Here is a 15,065-nt window from a genome sequence, read left to right on the forward strand (position 1 = left end):
AGGACGATGGGCGCATGGACCGCGCGGCGCTCGAGACCGCTCTGGAACGCACCTCGGTCAACGACGACGGCCGGTCGGGTGCGACGTTGGAGCGCGTGACACTGGCCGACGGGTCGCGGGTGGTGGTCAAGCGCTTCGACCCCAAGATCGACCTGGTCATGCTGATCACCGGCGACGACCACGGGCGCGAGGTACGGATGGTGCGCCGCGGTGTGCTCGACGGGCTGCCGCCGACGGTGCGACACGCTGCGCTGGGCGGCTGGTACGACGAGGACGCCGGCGTGCTCGTCATGCGCGACCTCGGTGACGCGGTGCTCGACTGGGAATCCGTCGTCACGCCGGAGCAGGCACGAACGGCCATGACCGCGACCGCCGAGCTGCACAGTGCCTACCTCGGCGCCGCACCCGCGGGACTGACCCCGCTCGACGTCCATCTCGGCATCTTCGAGCCCCGCCGCATCCAGCCGTACGCCGGCGACGCGATCATCGACTTCGCCCTGCGCGGCTGGGAGCTGTGGGCCGAGATCGCACCAGGCGAGGTCGGCGAGCGAGTGTTGGAGCTGGCCCTGGACACCTCGCCGATCGCGGCAGCCTGCGCGCGGTTCCCGGCCACGTTCGTGCACGGCGACCTGGCCACGGTGAACATGGCCTTCGAGCCGGACCGGCCCGGCTGCCTGACCCTCATCGACTGGGGCATGGCGACCGCCGGCCCGGGCGCCCTCGACGTCGGCGAGCTGCTCGCTCGTTGTGCGCACCTGTTCGCGGTCGACGGGCCCGAGGACCTGGTCCAGCTGTACTGCGAAGCGGCGGGGCCGGCCTACGACGACGACGCGATGAGGCTGGGCCTGCTCGCGGGTCTGGCGAGGCTGGGGTGGAACAAGGCGCTCGACATCGCCGACCACCCCGATCCCGCCGTACGTGAGAGGGAACGAGCGGCGCTGCCCTGGTGGCTGCGCCAAGCAGAGCTGGCGCTCGGGACCGGGCTGGTCTGAAAGGAGCCAAGGGAGATGACTGGCATGGACGTGAAGACGATCTACCTGCGATCTGTCGACTACTTCGCCGACCGCCTCGGCACGGTGGGCGAGGACCAGTGGGCCGAACCGACGCCGTGCGTCGACTGGGACGTGCGCGGCCTGGTCAACCACATCACCTACGAGGATCTCTGGACCGTGCCGCTGATGCGCGGCGCCACGATCGAGGAGGTGGGCGACCAGTTCGAAGGTGACGTCGTCGGCACGGACCCCGTCAACGCGGCGCTGACCGCAGCCCGCGAGGCCGTGGAGGCCGTCACCGACGAGCTCCCCAAGGGCGGCACCGTGCACCTGTCGTTCGGCGAGACGCCGAAGGACGAGTACGCCATGCAGCTCGCCGCCGACCACCTCATCCACGGATGGGACCTGGCCGTCGCCATCGGCGGCGACACCAGCATGGACAGCGATCTCGTGGCGGCCTTCACCGCGTGGTTCGACGACAACGAGGCGGGCTACCGGGGTGCGGGCGCCATCGCCGCCCGGCGGCAGCTCAACGGTGACGCCCACCACGACCTGCTGGCCAGGTTCGGACGGGACGCCAGCTGGGGCACCAACCACCGCGTGCTCGCCGCGTTCAACGCGGCGTTCGGATCCGGCGACGTCGACGCAGCGCTCGCCCTGGTCACCGACGACATCGTCTTCGACTCGACCTCGCCGTCGCCGGACGGGCAGCGCTTCGAGGGGCGTGACGCCGTGCGTCCGGTGTGGGTCGAGGTGATGGGCACCCCCGGCATGACCTTCACCGAGGAGGAGTCCTTGGTGACCGGCGACCGCGCCGTCGTACGTTGGCGCTACGCCTGGGGATCGGCGGACGACGGTGGCGGCGAGGACGGTCACGTCCGCGGCGTCGATGTGATCAGGTTCCGCGACGGGCTGGTCTGCGAGAAGCTCTCGTACGTGAAGGGCTGAGCCCGAGCCCCGTCGGTGGTAGGGCCCGACCACCGGTCCGCAAGACTGAGCCACGTGACCGCACGCGATTGGTGGAAGTCGGCCGTCGTCTACCAGGTGTACCCACGCAGCTTCGCCGACAGCAACGGCGACGGGGTGGGCGACCTGGGCGGCATCATCGAGCGGCTCGACTACCTCGAGAGGCTCGGCGTCGACGTGCTGTGGCTCAGCCCGGTCTACCGCTCGCCGATGGCCGACAACGGCTACGACATCAGCGACTACGAGGACGTCGACCCGCTGTTCGGGTCGCTGGCGCAGCTCGACGAGCTGATCGCCGAGCTGCACGCCCGGGGCATGAAGCTGGTCATGGACCTCGTCGTCAACCACACCAGCTCCGCCCATGCCTGGTTCGCCGAGTCCCGCTCCTCGACCGACAACCCCAAGCGCGACTGGTACTGGTGGCGCCGGCCTCGACCGGGCTTCGAGCCGGGCACGCCAGGTGCCGAGCCGACCAACTGGGGCTCGGCGTTCTCGGGACCGGCGTGGACCTACGACCCGACCACGGGTGAGTACTACCTGCACCTGTTCGCACCCGAGCAGCCGGACCTCAACTGGGAGAACCCGGAGGTCCGCCAGGCGGTCTACGCGATGATGAACCGCTGGCTGGACCGCGGCGTCGACGGCTTCCGCATGGACGTCGTCTGCCTGCTGTCCAAGGTGCTGGTCGACGGCCCGGACGGTCGGCCACAGCTGCCCGACGGACGCCTCGAGCGCGACCCCCTCGGCGCCGGCGTCGTGGACACCTCGAGGTACGGCGACACGACTCCGCTGGTCGTCAACGGTCCGCGCATCCACGAGTTCATCCAGGAGATGCACCGCGAGGTGTTCGCTGACCGACCGCCCGGCGTGCTGACCGTGGGGGAGACGCCGGCGACCACCATCGAGCAGGCCCGCCTCTACACCGACCCGGCGCGAGCAGAGCTGGACATGGTCTTCCAGTTCGAGCACGTCGACCTCGACTCCGGACCCCAGGGCAAGTGGGACATCGTGCCCATGACCATGCTCGACCTGAAGCACTCGCTGAACCGCTGGCAGGAGGGGCTGGCCGCCGCCGGCTGGAACAGCCTCTACCTCGGCAACCACGACCAGCCCCGGTGCGTGAGCCGTTTCGGCAGCGACGACCCCGCGCATCGCCAGCAGTCGGCCAAGGCACTGGCCACCGTCCTGCACCTGCACCGCGGCACGCCGTACGTCTACCAGGGCGACGAGCTCGGCCTGCCCAACGCCGGGTTCACCCGCCTGGACCAGCTGCGCGACGTCGAGTCGCTCAACTACTACGCCGCGGCCGTCGCCTCGGGTCGCTCCCCCGAGGACACCATGGGTGCGCTGTCTCGCAAGGGCCGCGACAACGCCCGCCTCCCGATGCCCTGGGACGCCTCGGCGACCGGCGGCTTCACCAGTGGCAGCCCGTGGATCGAGGTGCACCCCCTTGCTGGGGAGATCAACGCGGCGGCGCAGGTCGACGACCCGGCTTCGGTCTACGCCCACTACCGGCGGCTCATCGCGCTGCGTCACGACGAGCCCGTCGTGGCGCACGGCTCCTTCCGGATGCTGCTGGTCGACGACCCTCAGGTCTACGCCTTCGTCCGTGAGTACGACGGAGTCCGGCTGCTCGTCGTCGCCAACCTGTCGTCCGACCCCGGTGTCGTAGCTGACCTGAGCGAGGTGGCCTACGACGACGCCGAGCTGCTGATCGGCTCGGTGCAGGATGCGACCCCCGGACCGGCCGATCCCCTCGCTCCCTGGGAGTCACGTGTCTTCCGCCTGGCTTGAACAGCCATTCAGTCATAGGCTCCGCTCGTGACCAGCGTGTCCGACGACGTCCTCACCAGCTCGGCGCCACGGCTCGCCGACCACTCCATCGCCGAGCTGGTCCTCGACGCGTTCGGGGTCGAGGGCCGGGTGCTGCAGCGCCTCAACAGCGAGCGGGACCAGGTCGTCCTGTTCGGTGACGAGGTCGAGCAGCTGGTGGTCAAGGTCTCCAACGCGGCAGAGTCGCCGGCCAACATCGACCTCGAGGAGTCCGCAGCCCTCTGGGCGGTCGCCGCGGACCCCGGCCTGCCGCTCAGCACGCCACGCACCCTGAAGGACGGCGCCCACCATGTCGTCGTCCGCCACCCCGATACCGGGGAGGCCCATTTCCTCCGCGCCTACGACCGACTGCCCGGACGCGCCGGTCTGCTCGGCTCAGAGCTCGCGCCGCCGACCGTGGTCGCCTACGGCGCCGCCACCGCGCGCCTGTCCAAGGCGCTGCGCGGGTTCTTCCACCCGGCCGCCGGACGCAAGCTCCTGTGGCACGTCGAGGAGAAGGACCAGACGCGCCGGCTCTCCGCTCACATCGCCGACCCCGACACGCGTCGCCTGGTCGAGTCCGCCTTCGACGGGTTCGACCAGCGGGTCGGACCGGTGTGGTCGACGCTGCGCGCCCAGCTCGTCCACTCCGACCTGTCCCTCGACAACCTGCTCGTCGGCGACGACGGCGAGGTCACCGGCATCATCGACCTGGGCGACCTGACGCACTCCACCCTGGTCTCCGACATCGCGGCGGCGTTCGGGTCGCTGGCCTCGACGATGCGGGACGACGCGCTGTTCGCCACGCTCCGACGCTTCCTCGACGGCTACCGCAGCGTCACCCCGCTCGAGCCCGAGGAGCTGGCCGCCCTCGGGGACACCACGGCCGTCCGGGCCGCGATCACCTTGTGCATCTCCAGCTGGCGTGCGGCAGGGCATCCCGACAACGCCGCCTACATCCAAGCCTGGGACGCGATCTCGCTCAGCCTGCTGGCCCAGTTCGCCGAGCTCGGCCCCGACGAGGTGACGCGCCGACTCGGTGGCCCCACCCCGCCGCCCGACACGGTCGAGCTGACGCGACGCCGTACGGCGGTGTTCGGCGATGCGCTCGCCGAGCTGACCTACTCCGACCCGGTCCACCTCGTGCGCGGTAGCGCAGCGACGCTCACCGACAGCGACGGGCGGACCTACATCGACGCCTACAACAACGTGCCGGTCGTCGGGCACGCGCATCCCCGCGTCAGCGGAGCGATCGCCGACCAGGCCCGACTGCTGGCGATCAACCTGCGCTACCTGCACCCCAAGGCGATCGAGCTCGGCGAGCGGCTGGTCGCGACCCTGCCGCCGGGGCTCGCCGGTGACCTCGACACCGTGCTGCTGCTCAACTCCGGCAGCGAGGCGACCGACCTGGCCTGGCGGCTGGCCCGAGCCGCGACCGGCCACACCGGCGCGCTGGTCACGCACTTCGCCTACCACGGCGTCACGACCGCGACCAACGACTTCTCGCCCGAGGAGTGGCGCAGCGGCTGGAGACCGGACCACGTGGAGCGGTTCGCCGCACCCGTGGGGCGCGACCCAGACATCGCAGCATTCGGCGATGCCATCGAGCGCCTCGGCGCGCGCGGCCACCGGCCGGCGATGGTCATCGTCGACCCGCTGTACACCAGCGACGGCATCCATACGCCGGACTCGTCGTACCACCGTGAGCTCACCGCCACGGCTCGCGGGGCAGGCGCCCTCGTGGTGGCCGACGAGGTCCAGGCCGGCTTCGGCCGTGCGGGCGACCACCTCTGGTCGTTCGTCTCGGCCGGCCTGGCGCCGGACATCGTGACGCTCGGCAAGCCGATGGGCAACGGCCACCCGATCGCCGCGGTGCTCACGCGCCGCAGCTACGTCACGGCGCTGGGCGAACAGGCCGAGTTCTTCAGCACCTTCGCGGGCAGCCCGGTGGCGGCCGCAGCCGGGTTGGCCGTGCTCGACGTGATCGAGGACGACGACCTGGTCTCCCATGCGCGCGCCATGGGCCAACGCCTCGTGGCGCGACTGCACGAGCGGACCGCCGACACCGGCGCCGTGCGGGAGATCCGCGGCCGCGGCCTACTGGTGGGGGTCGACCTGGCCGGGTCCGCCGCCGAGGCCGTGAGCCGGGTCACCGACCGTGTCCGCGAGCTCGGCGTGCTGGTCGGCACGACCGGACCGACGTACGACGTACTGAAGATCCGGCCGCCGCTGGCCATCACGCACGCCCAGATCGACGAGGTCGCGGACGCCGTGGCCCGGGCGATCGCGGAGACCCTCATCGACCAACCGCAGCAACCAACCCAGGAGTGAGAACCATGTCGCAGCCTGCCTACCAAGTGACCGACCCCAGCACCGGCGAGGTCGTGCAGACCTTCTCGCCCGCGACCGATGCGGAGGTGGAGAGCGCGCTCGCCTCGGCGGCCGGTGCCTACGCAGACTGGGCTGCGCGTCCGGTCGAGGAGCGCGCCGAGATCGCGCGCCGCGTCGGCTCGCTCTTCGCCGAGCGAGCCGAGGAGCTCAGCAAGATCGCGTCGCTGGAGATGGGCAAGGCGCAGTCGGAGGCCTCGGGCGAGGCCGAGTTCTCCGGCGAGATCTTCACCTACTACGCCGACAGCGGACCGGAGATGATCGCGCCGCGGCCGCTGCCCGGCAACCCCGACGCCCGGGTGGAGTACAAGTCAGTCGGCACGATCCTCGGGATCATGCCGTGGAACTACCCCTTCTACCAGGTGGCCCGGTTCGCGGCTCCCAACTTCGTGGTCGGCAACACCGTGATCCTCAAGCACGCCGAGAACTGCCCGACGTCGGCGCTCGCGATCGCCGACATCATGCAGGCCGCGGGGGTTCCCGAGGGCGTCTACGTCAACCTCTTCGCCACGCACGAGCAGGTCGCCTCGATGATCGCCGACCCCCGGGTGCAGGGCGTCTCGCTCACGGGGTCCGAGCGGGCCGGCGCCGCCGTGGCCGCAGAGGCGGGGCGACACCTGAAGAAGGTCGTGCTCGAGCTCGGTGGGTCCGACCCCTACATCGTGCTCGACACGGCGGACGTCGACGAGGCCGCCGAGACCGCATGGGCGACCCGGATGGAGAACGTCGGCCAGGCGTGCAACTCCAACAAGCGGATGATCGTGATGGACGACATCTTCGAGGAGTTCGTCTCCGGACTCACCAAGCGGGCGCTGGAGATGAAGCCGCGCACGGAGGGCGCGGGCGCCAAGGGCGAGTACGCGCCGATGGTCTCGCGAGCGGCCGCGGAGAGGCTCCTGGACCAGGTGCGCGACGCCGTCGAGAAGGGCGCGACCCTCCACGCCGGCGGCACCCTGCCCGACGGCCCCGGGGCGTACTTCGCCCCCGCCGTGCTGACCGGGGTCACACCCGAGATGCGGGCCTACCGCGAGGAGCTCTTCGGCCCGGTGGCGGTGGTCTACCAGGTCTCCAGCGACCAGGACGCCGTACAGCTCGCGAACGCCGTCGACTACGGGCTCGGCGGTGCCGTCTGGAGCACCGACGAGGAGCGCGCCGTCCAGGTCGCCGCACAGCTCGAGGTCGGCATGGCCAACGTCAACACCCCCGCGGGAGAGGGCGTCGACCTGCCCTTCGGAGGTACGAAGCGGTCCGGGTTCGGTCGCGAGCTCGGCCCGCTCGGCATCGAGGAGTTCGTCAACAAGCGCCTGTTCTACGTGCAGCGCTGACTCGGCCCCTCGGGATAGTCCGGTACGAACCGAACCCTCGAACCGTGCTTCCAGGGTTCCGCTCGTACCGGACTATCCCGCGCGAGCGCCGCTGAGGGCCTCCTCCTCCTCGGGAGAGAGCTGCTGGTCGCCACGCCAGCCGGTGACGTTCTTGGCGTAGGTACGCGCGTCCGAGCGACCGTGGATCGCGGTCAGCACGACTCCGTCGCCGCTGTCGTCGAGCAGGGCGAGCGACCAGCTGAGGTGGCCGCCCATGTCCTCGAAGGCGTCGTACCTGACCACCGACAGGTGGCGCAGCGCCCCGCGCGCCTCGGCCCGCAGCGCGGCCACCTCCTGGCGCAGACCCAGGACGTCCTCGGGCACTGCGTCGATGCCGGTAGGTCGACGCGCGGCCCGCGATCGCGTCACGACGACGATGAGTACGGCGACGAGCGCCGCCAACAGCACGCAGGCCAGCCCGACCAGGACCACGAGGATGAGGCTCACTCCGGGACGCTAACCGACCGACTCTTGGGAACCCGGCCGCCGCGACCGGGGCGACGGTGGGAAACTGCGCGGGTGCCCGACAAGATCGCCTATCAGGGCGAGCCCGGCTCCAACTCCCACCTGGTGTGCCAGCAGCACTACCCCGACTGGGAGGCGCTGGCCTGCGCGAGCTTCGAGGACGTCTTCGCCGCCGTCGAGGGGGGCGAGGCCGACCTTGCGATGATCCCGATCGACAACTCCCTGGCGGGGCGGGTCGCCGACATCCACCACTTCCTGCCGGCCAGCAGCCTGCACATCGTCGCCGAGCACTTCCTGCGCATCCAGTTCGCGCTGATGGGCCTGCCCGGCAGCTCGATCGACCAGATCAAGACGGTGCACAGCCACGTCCACGCGCTCGGGCAGTGCCGCAAGGTGATCCGCGAGCACGACCTGACGCCGGTCATCTCCGGCGACACCGCCGGCGCCGCGCGCGAGGTCAAGGAGGCCGGCGACCCCACGCAGGCCGCGATCTCGCCGCCGCTCGCGGCCGAGATCTACGGCCTCGACGTGCTCGCCGCCGATGTCGAGGACGAGGACCACAACACCACCCGGTTCGTGGTGCTCTCGCGCGACCTGGTCGAGGCACCGGCCGACAACGGGCCGATCGTCACCTCGTTCATCTTCAACGTCCGCAACCTGCCGGCCGCGCTCTACAAGGCGCTGGGCGGCTTCGCGACCAACGGCGTCAACATGACCAAGCTGGAGAGCTACATGGTGGGTGGGGAGTTCACCGCCACCCAGTTCCTCGCCGAGGTCGACGGCCACCCCGACCACCCGCCCGTACACCGGGCCCTCGAGGAGCTGCGCTTCTTCACCACCGACGTGAAGATCCTCGGCGTCTACCCCGCCGACCCGTTCCGGGCCACCGCTGGTTGAGGAGGGCCGTCGGGCCCGTCTCGAAACCCAGCAACTGGCAGGCACTCCACTCGCCGGGTTTCGAGACAGGCGCTAGCGCGCCTTCCTCAACCAGCGGCGGATTCCCTACGCCAGCGCGCCTTCCTCAACCAGCGGCGGACTCCCTACTCGCCGGGTTTCGAGACAGGCGCTAGCGCGCCTTCCTCAACCAGCGGCGGGTTCCCTACGCCAGCGCGCCTTCCTCAACCAGCGGCGGCTTCCCTACGCCAGCGCGCCTTCCTCAACCAGCGGCGGCTTCCCTACGCCAGCGCGCCTTCCTCAACCAGCGGCGGACTCGATCAGGCAGAACAGGGCACCGTGGGGGTCGGTGAGGGTGGCCATCCGGCCGGTGGCCTCGAGGTCGTAGGCGGGCACGATGAGCTTGGCGCCGAGGGCCTCGGCCTGGGCGACGGACTCCTCGACGTCGACGACGTTGAAGTAGACGTTCCAGTGGGGTGGTGCCTCCTCCAGGGGCGGCGCCACGCCGGCGATCTGGCGGCCAGCAGCCGCGAACGTCGTGTAGGTCGGCACGCTCGCCCACGGCACCGGGTGCGTGTCGGAACTCAGCCCGAGTACGTCGGAGTAGAACTGCGTGGCGCGTCCGACGTCGGGGGTGAGCAGCTCGTTCCAGATCGGGGTGCCGGGCTCGTTGGCACGTACGGTCCGCACGGACCTCGGCTGCCACAGCGAGACCCGGGCTCCGGTGGGGTCCTGGATGCGTGCGGTGCGGCCGTAGTCGAAGAAGTCGAACGGCTCGGCCTCGACCACACCTCCGGCCGGCCCGACCCTCGCAGCCACCGCGTCGACGTCGTCGGCCGCGAGGAAGACGTTCCAGAACGCGGGGTGACCCTCGAGCTCGGGCAGCTGGAAGGTGATGCCGGCAACGGCGTCGCCCTGGAGGTTGCCGACGATGTAGACGTGGCCGTCGTCGAGCGGGTTCTCGACCATCTGCCAACCGAACAGCGCGCCGTAGAAGTCCGCGGCCCCGCGCTGGTCGGGCGTCATCAGCTCGACCCAGTTGGGCGTTCCTTGGGCGTAGTCATCGAAGACGGGCATGCCGTGACTCCCTCCCCGCGCTTCTCTCCCCTCAGGAAACACCCGGGCAGGCGCTGATACAACGGGTCTGTGCGGGGGGTCTGTTGACGTCTCGGTAGGTTCGGGCCGTGGACCTGGTCGCGCTTGCCGTCGCGTTCGGGACCGTCTTCCTCGTCGAGCTCCCCGACAAGACGCTGCTGGCCACCTTGGTGCTCGCCACGCGATACCGGCCGCTGTTCGTGTGGATCGGCGTGAGCCTGGCCTTCGCCGTGCAGACCACGGTGGCGGTCCTGCTCGGACATGCTGCCTCGTTCCTGCCCGACGGTCTGGTGCGCGGCGTGGCGGCCGCGATGTTCCTGATCGGTGCGGTGGTCCTCTTCCGCGAGGGCCGGTCACACCATCAGTCGTCAGGCGAGGAGTTCGTCGCCAACGCGCGCGACGTACGCGGCCTGCGCCAGGTGCTCGCCTGCTTCCTGGTGATCTTCGCCGCCGAGTGGGGCGACCTGAGCCAGCTGCTCACCATCACCCTGGTCACCCGCTACGACGCACCCGTCTCGGTGTTCATCGGCGCACTGCTGGCGTTGCTGGTCGTGAGCGGCCTCGCGGTCGTCGTCGGGCGCCAGCTGCTGCGCTGGCTGCCGCTGCACGCGCTGCACTACGCCGGCGCTGCGGTCTGCCTGGTTCTCGGGCTGCTGACGGTGTACGAACTCGTCGCCTGACGACGCTGTCTCATAGAGTCGCGGCATGACCGATGAGCACACGCCCCCGCTGGGAGCCGACTCCGAGGTCGGGACCCTCCAGACCGTGATGCTGCACCGGCCGGGCCTGGAGCTGAAGCGACTGACCCCGCGCAACAACGACCGCCTGCTCTTCGACGGGATTCCGTGGGTGTCTCGGGCACAAGACGAGCACGACGCGTTCGCCGAGGCGCTGCGCGGTCGCGGCGTCGAGGTGCTCTACCTCACCGACCTGCTGACCGAGACGTTCGCCGACGAGAGCGTGCGGGCCGAGGCGATCGAGACCGCGCTCACCCAGCTGCACATCGGCGACACCATGCGCACCTACCTGCGGCCGTTGCTCACCGAGTCCTCCCCCGCTCAGCTGACGACCTACCTGACCGCCGGCATCCGCAACGACGAGGTGCGCGGCGGGTTCGGGCTGGTGACCTCGCTCATCGACGAGCACGACTTCATCGTCGACCCACTGCCCAACCTGCTGTTCACCCGCGACTCCAGCGTCTGGATCCGCGACCGGGTGGCCATCACCTCGCTGGCCATGCCCGCTCGCAAGCGCGAGACCCAGCTGACCGAGCTCATCTACACCCGCCACCCGAGGTTCGCCGGCACCGGCACCCTCCACGGCTGGCGCGACGAGCACGTCGAGGGCGGCGACGTACTCCTCCTGGCTCCCGGCGTGGTCGCCGTGGGCGTCGGCGAACGTACGACGCCGGCCGGCGTGGAGCAGCTCGCGCGCGAGATCATGCACCAGGGCCTCGTGCACACGGTGCTGGCGGTGCCGATCGCCCAGGAGCGCGCCACCATGCACCTCGACACGGTGCTGACGATGGTCGACGTCGACAAGATCGTGATGTACCCCAACGTCGCCGGCACCCTGCAGGCCTACACCGTGACGGTCGCCGAGCACGGCGAGACCGACTCCGACCTCGTGCTCCACGTGGCCGACGCCGAGCCGTTCCTGGTCGCCGCCGCCAAGGCGATGGCCATCGACACCCTGCACCAGATTGACACCGGCCTCGACCCGGTCACCGCCGAGCGCGAGCAGTGGGACGACGGCAACAACACCCTCGCCATCGCCCCACGCGTCGCGGTCGCCTACGAACGCAACGACGAGACCAACTCCCGTCTCGAGGACGCCGGCATCGAGGTCGTCCGCATCGTCGGCTCCGAGCTCGGCTCCGGCCGCGGGGGCCCGCGCTGCATGAGCTGCCCCATCAGCCGCGCCGACCTCCCGGGCTAGGCGGACCAGGCAGCGCGCGGCAAGCGGTCAAGCACTGGCATGCACTCGCTCACACGCACCGCTAGCTGCCTCGCACCGCACCACCGCGAGATACGTCGGGGGGCCGGCGTCCGGCGTACTCACGCGCGCCGCGACCACGTGGCCGTCGTCCTCCCAGCCGAGCGCCTGCCAGTCGGGCGCGGGCGGGAGTGCGAGCGGTACGGTCGCGCCGGTGACCGGCACCGAGACCTCGAGTCGACTCGTCTGTGTCGAGCGGCTCGAGACGCGGTCGACGACGCGCCTCCCGTCCGCCGACCAGATCGCCGTGGCCCTGGTCCAGCCGACCTCGGTGACCACGCCAGCCGCGTCGACCCTCCCGAAGCTGACCCGCGCTCCGGGATCCGCGGCCAGCACGTAGCTCACGCCCAGCGGCCACGGGTCGAAGCCGGAGTACGACGACGCCCGCACCTTCACCGGCAGGAGCGCGTCCCCGGCACGCCAGATCGACAGGTTGCCGGCCGGGCCGCCCGAGAGGCCGACGCGACCGTCGTTGGTGACGCCGGTGATCATCAGCAGGCCGCCCTGGTCGCAGCACGTCACATCGCCATCGAGGCCGGTCGTGCCGAGCACGGTCCGCGAGGGCACGTCGAAGACGACGAGCTCCCAGTGGTAACGCGAGGTCGTGTCGTCGACCTTGGTCACGGTCGCATCGACGCGCCAGGCGGCCGTACCTCCGTCGGCTGAGAGCACCGGCACCAGGTAGGCGGTCGCGTCGTCGATCAACGGCTCGAGACGCCCGCCGTCGACCAGCCACCAACGACTGTGCTGCTCGTCAACGCTGCCGACCAGGGTGGTGCCACCGCGATGCACGAGCCGGTCGGCGTCAGTGCTGATCGAGAAGCCGTCCACGTGCAGGACTCCGTCGCTCAGCAACGCAAAGGAGGTCGGCCGGCCGGTGGGCAGGTCCTCGACCGAGCTCGGTGTCGCGACCGGCTGCTGGGGGGTGGCGCGGTCGGGCGGACCCGCCTCCCCGCACCCTGTCAGCATCGTCGACACCAGCAGCGCCGCCGACGCTGCGACCATCCCGAGTCCCCGTGTCCCCATGCCGCTGGGACGCCCGGATCGTCCCGGAGGTTGTCAGCGAGCCGGCGGTCGACAAGGAAGAACCCGGCCGTTGTCGACGGGGGATGCGACAACGACCGGGTCGAGAACGACGCTAACCGATCGTCACCATTGACACAAAGCATCCACGCGAGATCAACACGACTTCTCCGCGGCCACGATGACGAGAGTCACATCGTCGGCGGGTGAGAGCGCTCAGTTGCGCAGCGTGACCTGTCGGTTGGCCAGGCCGGCGCGGGCCGAGCGCTCCTCGCTGGTCAGCGCCGAGCCGTCGGCCAGGGCCTCTCCCAGTGCGGTCGCGAACGCGTCGGCCGCCTCCTCGAGAGCCTCCGCACCCGTGCCGACAGGGAGGTCCCAGACCGGCACCAGCAGACCGTGGGCGCGGAACATCCCGACCAGCCGCGACTCCTCAGCGATCTTGTCGCGACCCGCGGCGTGCAACCGCGCCAGGGCGTCGAGCAACTCGCCCTCCGGCTGCGGCATCACCCAGCGCAGGTGCTCCTTGGTGCCGACGTTGGTCCAGTACGCCGCCTCGACGCTGGTCAGCCTCGCCGTGGGCGAGGCGGCCGCGTTGGCCTGCTCGAGGGCGGCAGCCGTCGCGGCGTCCTCCTCGGCGTCGGCCACCCAGAAGCCGAAGCCGTCGTGCACGGTGATCTCGAGCTTGTCGTTGGTGACCAGGTCCTGCAGACGCGGGCCGAGGCCGGGCGGGTCGGTGAGGCCGACGATGCCGGCACCCCTGCCCTCCTCGGCGGCGCCGAGAGCGTTGATCAGCACGGCGGCCAGGTCCCGGGACGGGTCGCCGAAGCTGTGCTGCACCTGGAGACCGAGCCAGACCTCAGCTGAGTCACGCACCATCGCCGGCGCCGCCATCGGCAGCAGCGTGCACAAGGTGACCTCGCGCGTGGTGTCCTCGACCCTCAGCGGGGCGGTGGCGGACGGGACCAGCTCCCGCAGCGCCACGAGATCGCACTCCCACGGCAGACCCTCGAACGGCCGAGCGACGTACACCGCGGCACCGTCTTGGGACCCGTGGCAGTTCTTGTAGCGACGGCCGGACCCGCACGGGCACGGCTGGCGCGGCCCGACCTCACCCTCGTGACGGGTGGCGCTCTGCTCGCGCTGCCCAGCGCGTTGTCTGGTCCGGGACTTCTTGGCCATGGCGGCGACCCTATCGACCGGCCCCCGCCCCGATTCGTCAGCGGTCGGCCGGGTCCGCGCCGCGACGCCTGCTCTGACGAATCGGCGGTGGGAGGGGCCAGACGTTGTCGAGCAGGTCGAGCACGAACCTCGGACGGTCGGTGATCACGGCCTTCACGCCGAGGGCGAGACAGGTACGCAGGTCCTCCTCCTGGTTGACCGTCCAGACGTGGATGTCGCGGCCGGAGTCGGCAAGACGGCGGGCGAACGTCGGGTGCTTGCGCAAGGTGGCGATGCCCGGGCCGACGATCCAGTCGTCGTCGACCAGGGGACGCAGCACCGGCCAGTGGCGGGCATGCTCCAGGAGCATCACGAGCGGCAGGTCAGGCGCCAGGCGCTGCACGCGCTGGAGCGCGACGTAGGAGAAGCTCATCACCCGCACGGGCGCGTCGGCCTCGTGCCAGCCGAACTCCGCGAGCATCTCGACCAGCTTGCGTTCGACCAGCCCGGCGTACCTGGTCGGGTGCTTGGTCTCGATGGCCAGCTCGACGCGATGCTCGTAGGCCGCCACGGTCTCGAGCAGTCGCCGCAAGGTGAGCACGCCATCACGGTCGGGGTCGCGGTCGGGCGCCTCGTCGTCCAGGTCTGCCCACGGGTTCTTCCACGAGGCGAAGTCGAGCTGGCTGAGGTCGGCCAGCTCCATCGAGGACACCACGCCCTTGGTGCTCGCCGTACGCCGCAGGTCGCGGTCGTGGACGCACACCAGGTGGCCGTCGGCGGTCAGCCGGACGTCGCACTCCAGTGCTTCGGCACCTTGGTCCAGCGCCTTGAGGTAGGCACCCAGGGTGTGCTCGGCGCTCTCGTGGCTGGCACCCCGGTGAGCGACGACCTGGGGCCGCACGGCCGACTCCAT

13 protein-coding genes are annotated in these 15,065 nt (G+C 70.7%); 8 read left to right on the forward strand and 5 right to left on the reverse strand.

Annotated features, from left to right (window positions below; translation table 11 throughout):
• The first annotated feature begins 14 nt into the window (after nt 1-14).
• Genes ISU10_RS11760 through ISU10_RS11780 form a run of 5 tightly spaced genes read left to right on the forward strand, consistent with a single transcriptional unit; the run spans nt 15 to nt 7,483 of the window.
• Nucleotides 15-992: a phosphotransferase family protein gene (locus tag ISU10_RS11760; RefSeq protein ID WP_194696593.1), complete on the forward strand. Its 978-nt coding sequence runs from the start codon at nt 15-17 to the stop codon at nt 990-992.
• Nucleotides 993-1,016: 24 nt separating this feature from the next.
• Nucleotides 1,017-1,940: a TIGR03086 family metal-binding protein gene (locus ISU10_RS11765; protein ID WP_194696594.1), complete on the forward strand. Its 924-nt coding sequence runs from the start codon at nt 1,017-1,019 to the stop codon at nt 1,938-1,940.
• Between the two features lie 54 nt (nt 1,941-1,994).
• A complete protein-coding gene (locus ISU10_RS11770; protein WP_370865221.1) occupies nt 1,995-3,752 on the forward strand; it encodes a glycoside hydrolase family 13 protein in 1,758 nt (585 codons plus the stop codon).
• A gap of 27 nt (nt 3,753-3,779) precedes the next feature.
• A complete protein-coding gene (locus tag ISU10_RS11775) occupies nt 3,780-6,101 on the forward strand; it encodes an aminotransferase class III-fold pyridoxal phosphate-dependent enzyme (RefSeq protein WP_194696595.1) in 2,322 nt (773 codons plus the stop codon).
• 5 nt (nt 6,102-6,106) lie between these two features.
• A complete protein-coding gene (locus tag ISU10_RS11780) occupies nt 6,107-7,483 on the forward strand; it encodes an aldehyde dehydrogenase family protein (RefSeq protein ID WP_194696596.1) in 1,377 nt (458 codons plus the stop codon).
• Between the two features lie 72 nt (nt 7,484-7,555).
• Here the strand turns inward: ISU10_RS11780 and ISU10_RS11785 are convergent, their stop codons facing one another.
• Nucleotides 7,556-7,969, reverse strand: coding sequence for a DUF4446 family protein (locus ISU10_RS11785; RefSeq protein ID WP_370865224.1), 414 nt, complete (start codon nt 7,967-7,969; stop codon nt 7,556-7,558).
• Between the two features lie 72 nt (nt 7,970-8,041).
• On the opposite strand from ISU10_RS11785, the gene ISU10_RS11790 reads away from it, so the two are divergent.
• Entirely contained in the window at nt 8,042-8,884 is an 843-nt protein-coding gene (locus ISU10_RS11790; protein WP_194696597.1) for a prephenate dehydratase, read from the forward strand.
• 297 nt (nt 8,885-9,181) lie between these two features.
• Here the strand turns inward: ISU10_RS11790 and ISU10_RS11795 are convergent, their stop codons facing one another.
• On the reverse strand, nt 9,182-9,958 hold the full coding sequence (locus ISU10_RS11795; protein ID WP_194696598.1) for a VOC family protein: 777 nt from the start codon (nt 9,956-9,958) through the stop codon (nt 9,182-9,184).
• Between the two features lie 107 nt (nt 9,959-10,065).
• Here ISU10_RS11795 and ISU10_RS11800 point away from each other — a divergent pair, with 107 nt between their 5' ends.
• Both ISU10_RS11800 and ISU10_RS11805 read left to right on the forward strand, forming a co-directional pair.
• Nucleotides 10,066-10,656 carry a TMEM165/GDT1 family protein gene (locus ISU10_RS11800; RefSeq protein ID WP_194696599.1) on the forward strand — a complete coding sequence of 197 codons (591 nt, stop codon included), beginning with the start codon at nt 10,066-10,068 and terminating at the stop codon, nt 10,654-10,656.
• 25 nt (nt 10,657-10,681) lie between these two features.
• A complete protein-coding gene (locus tag ISU10_RS11805) occupies nt 10,682-11,914 on the forward strand; it encodes an arginine deiminase (RefSeq protein WP_194696600.1) in 1,233 nt (410 codons plus the stop codon).
• Between the two features lie 27 nt (nt 11,915-11,941).
• Here ISU10_RS11805 and ISU10_RS11810 read toward each other — a convergent pair whose 3' ends face one another.
• The 3 genes from ISU10_RS11810 to ISU10_RS11820 form a co-directional block, all read right to left on the reverse strand.
• Nucleotides 11,942-12,976 carry a hypothetical protein gene (locus ISU10_RS11810; RefSeq protein ID WP_194696601.1) on the reverse strand — a complete coding sequence of 345 codons (1,035 nt, stop codon included), beginning with the start codon at nt 12,974-12,976 and terminating at the stop codon, nt 11,942-11,944.
• Between the two features lie 234 nt (nt 12,977-13,210).
• Complete coding sequence (locus ISU10_RS11815; RefSeq protein WP_194696602.1) at nt 13,211-14,173, reverse strand: DUF5926 family protein; 963 nt, start codon at nt 14,171-14,173, stop codon at nt 13,211-13,213.
• Nucleotides 14,174-14,210: 37 nt separating this feature from the next.
• Nucleotides 14,211-15,065, reverse strand: coding sequence for a glycerophosphodiester phosphodiesterase family protein (locus tag ISU10_RS11820; RefSeq protein WP_194696603.1), 855 nt, complete (start codon nt 15,063-15,065; stop codon nt 14,211-14,213).

Origin of the sequence: Nocardioides agariphilus (assembly GCF_015352445.1) — a bacterium.
GTDB classification, from domain to species: domain Bacteria; phylum Actinomycetota; class Actinomycetes; order Propionibacteriales; family Nocardioidaceae; genus Nocardioides; species Nocardioides agariphilus.

Coding starts and splice junctions, on each gene's coding strand:
- ISU10_RS11760 (WP_194696593.1), top strand. CDS start 15: ATGGACCGCGCGGCGCTCGAGACCGCTCTGGAACGCACCTCGGTCAAC.
- ISU10_RS11765 (WP_194696594.1), top strand. CDS start 1,017: ATGGACGTGAAGACGATCTACCTGCGATCTGTCGACTACTTCGCCGAC.
- ISU10_RS11780 (WP_194696596.1), top strand. CDS start 6,107: ATGTCGCAGCCTGCCTACCAAGTGACCGACCCCAGCACCGGCGAGGTC.
- ISU10_RS11795 (WP_194696598.1), bottom strand. CDS start 9,958: ATGCCCGTCTTCGATGACTACGCCCAAGGAACGCCCAACTGGGTCGAG.
- ISU10_RS11805 (WP_194696600.1), top strand. CDS start 10,682: ATGACCGATGAGCACACGCCCCCGCTGGGAGCCGACTCCGAGGTCGGG.
- ISU10_RS11810 (WP_194696601.1), bottom strand. CDS start 12,976: ATGGTCGCAGCGTCGGCGGCGCTGCTGGTGTCGACGATGCTGACAGGG.
- ISU10_RS11815 (WP_194696602.1), bottom strand. CDS start 14,173: ATGGCCAAGAAGTCCCGGACCAGACAACGCGCTGGGCAGCGCGAGCAG.
- ISU10_RS11820 (WP_194696603.1), bottom strand. CDS start 15,065: ATGGAGTCGGCCGTGCGGCCCCAGGTCGTCGCTCACCGGGGTGCCAGC.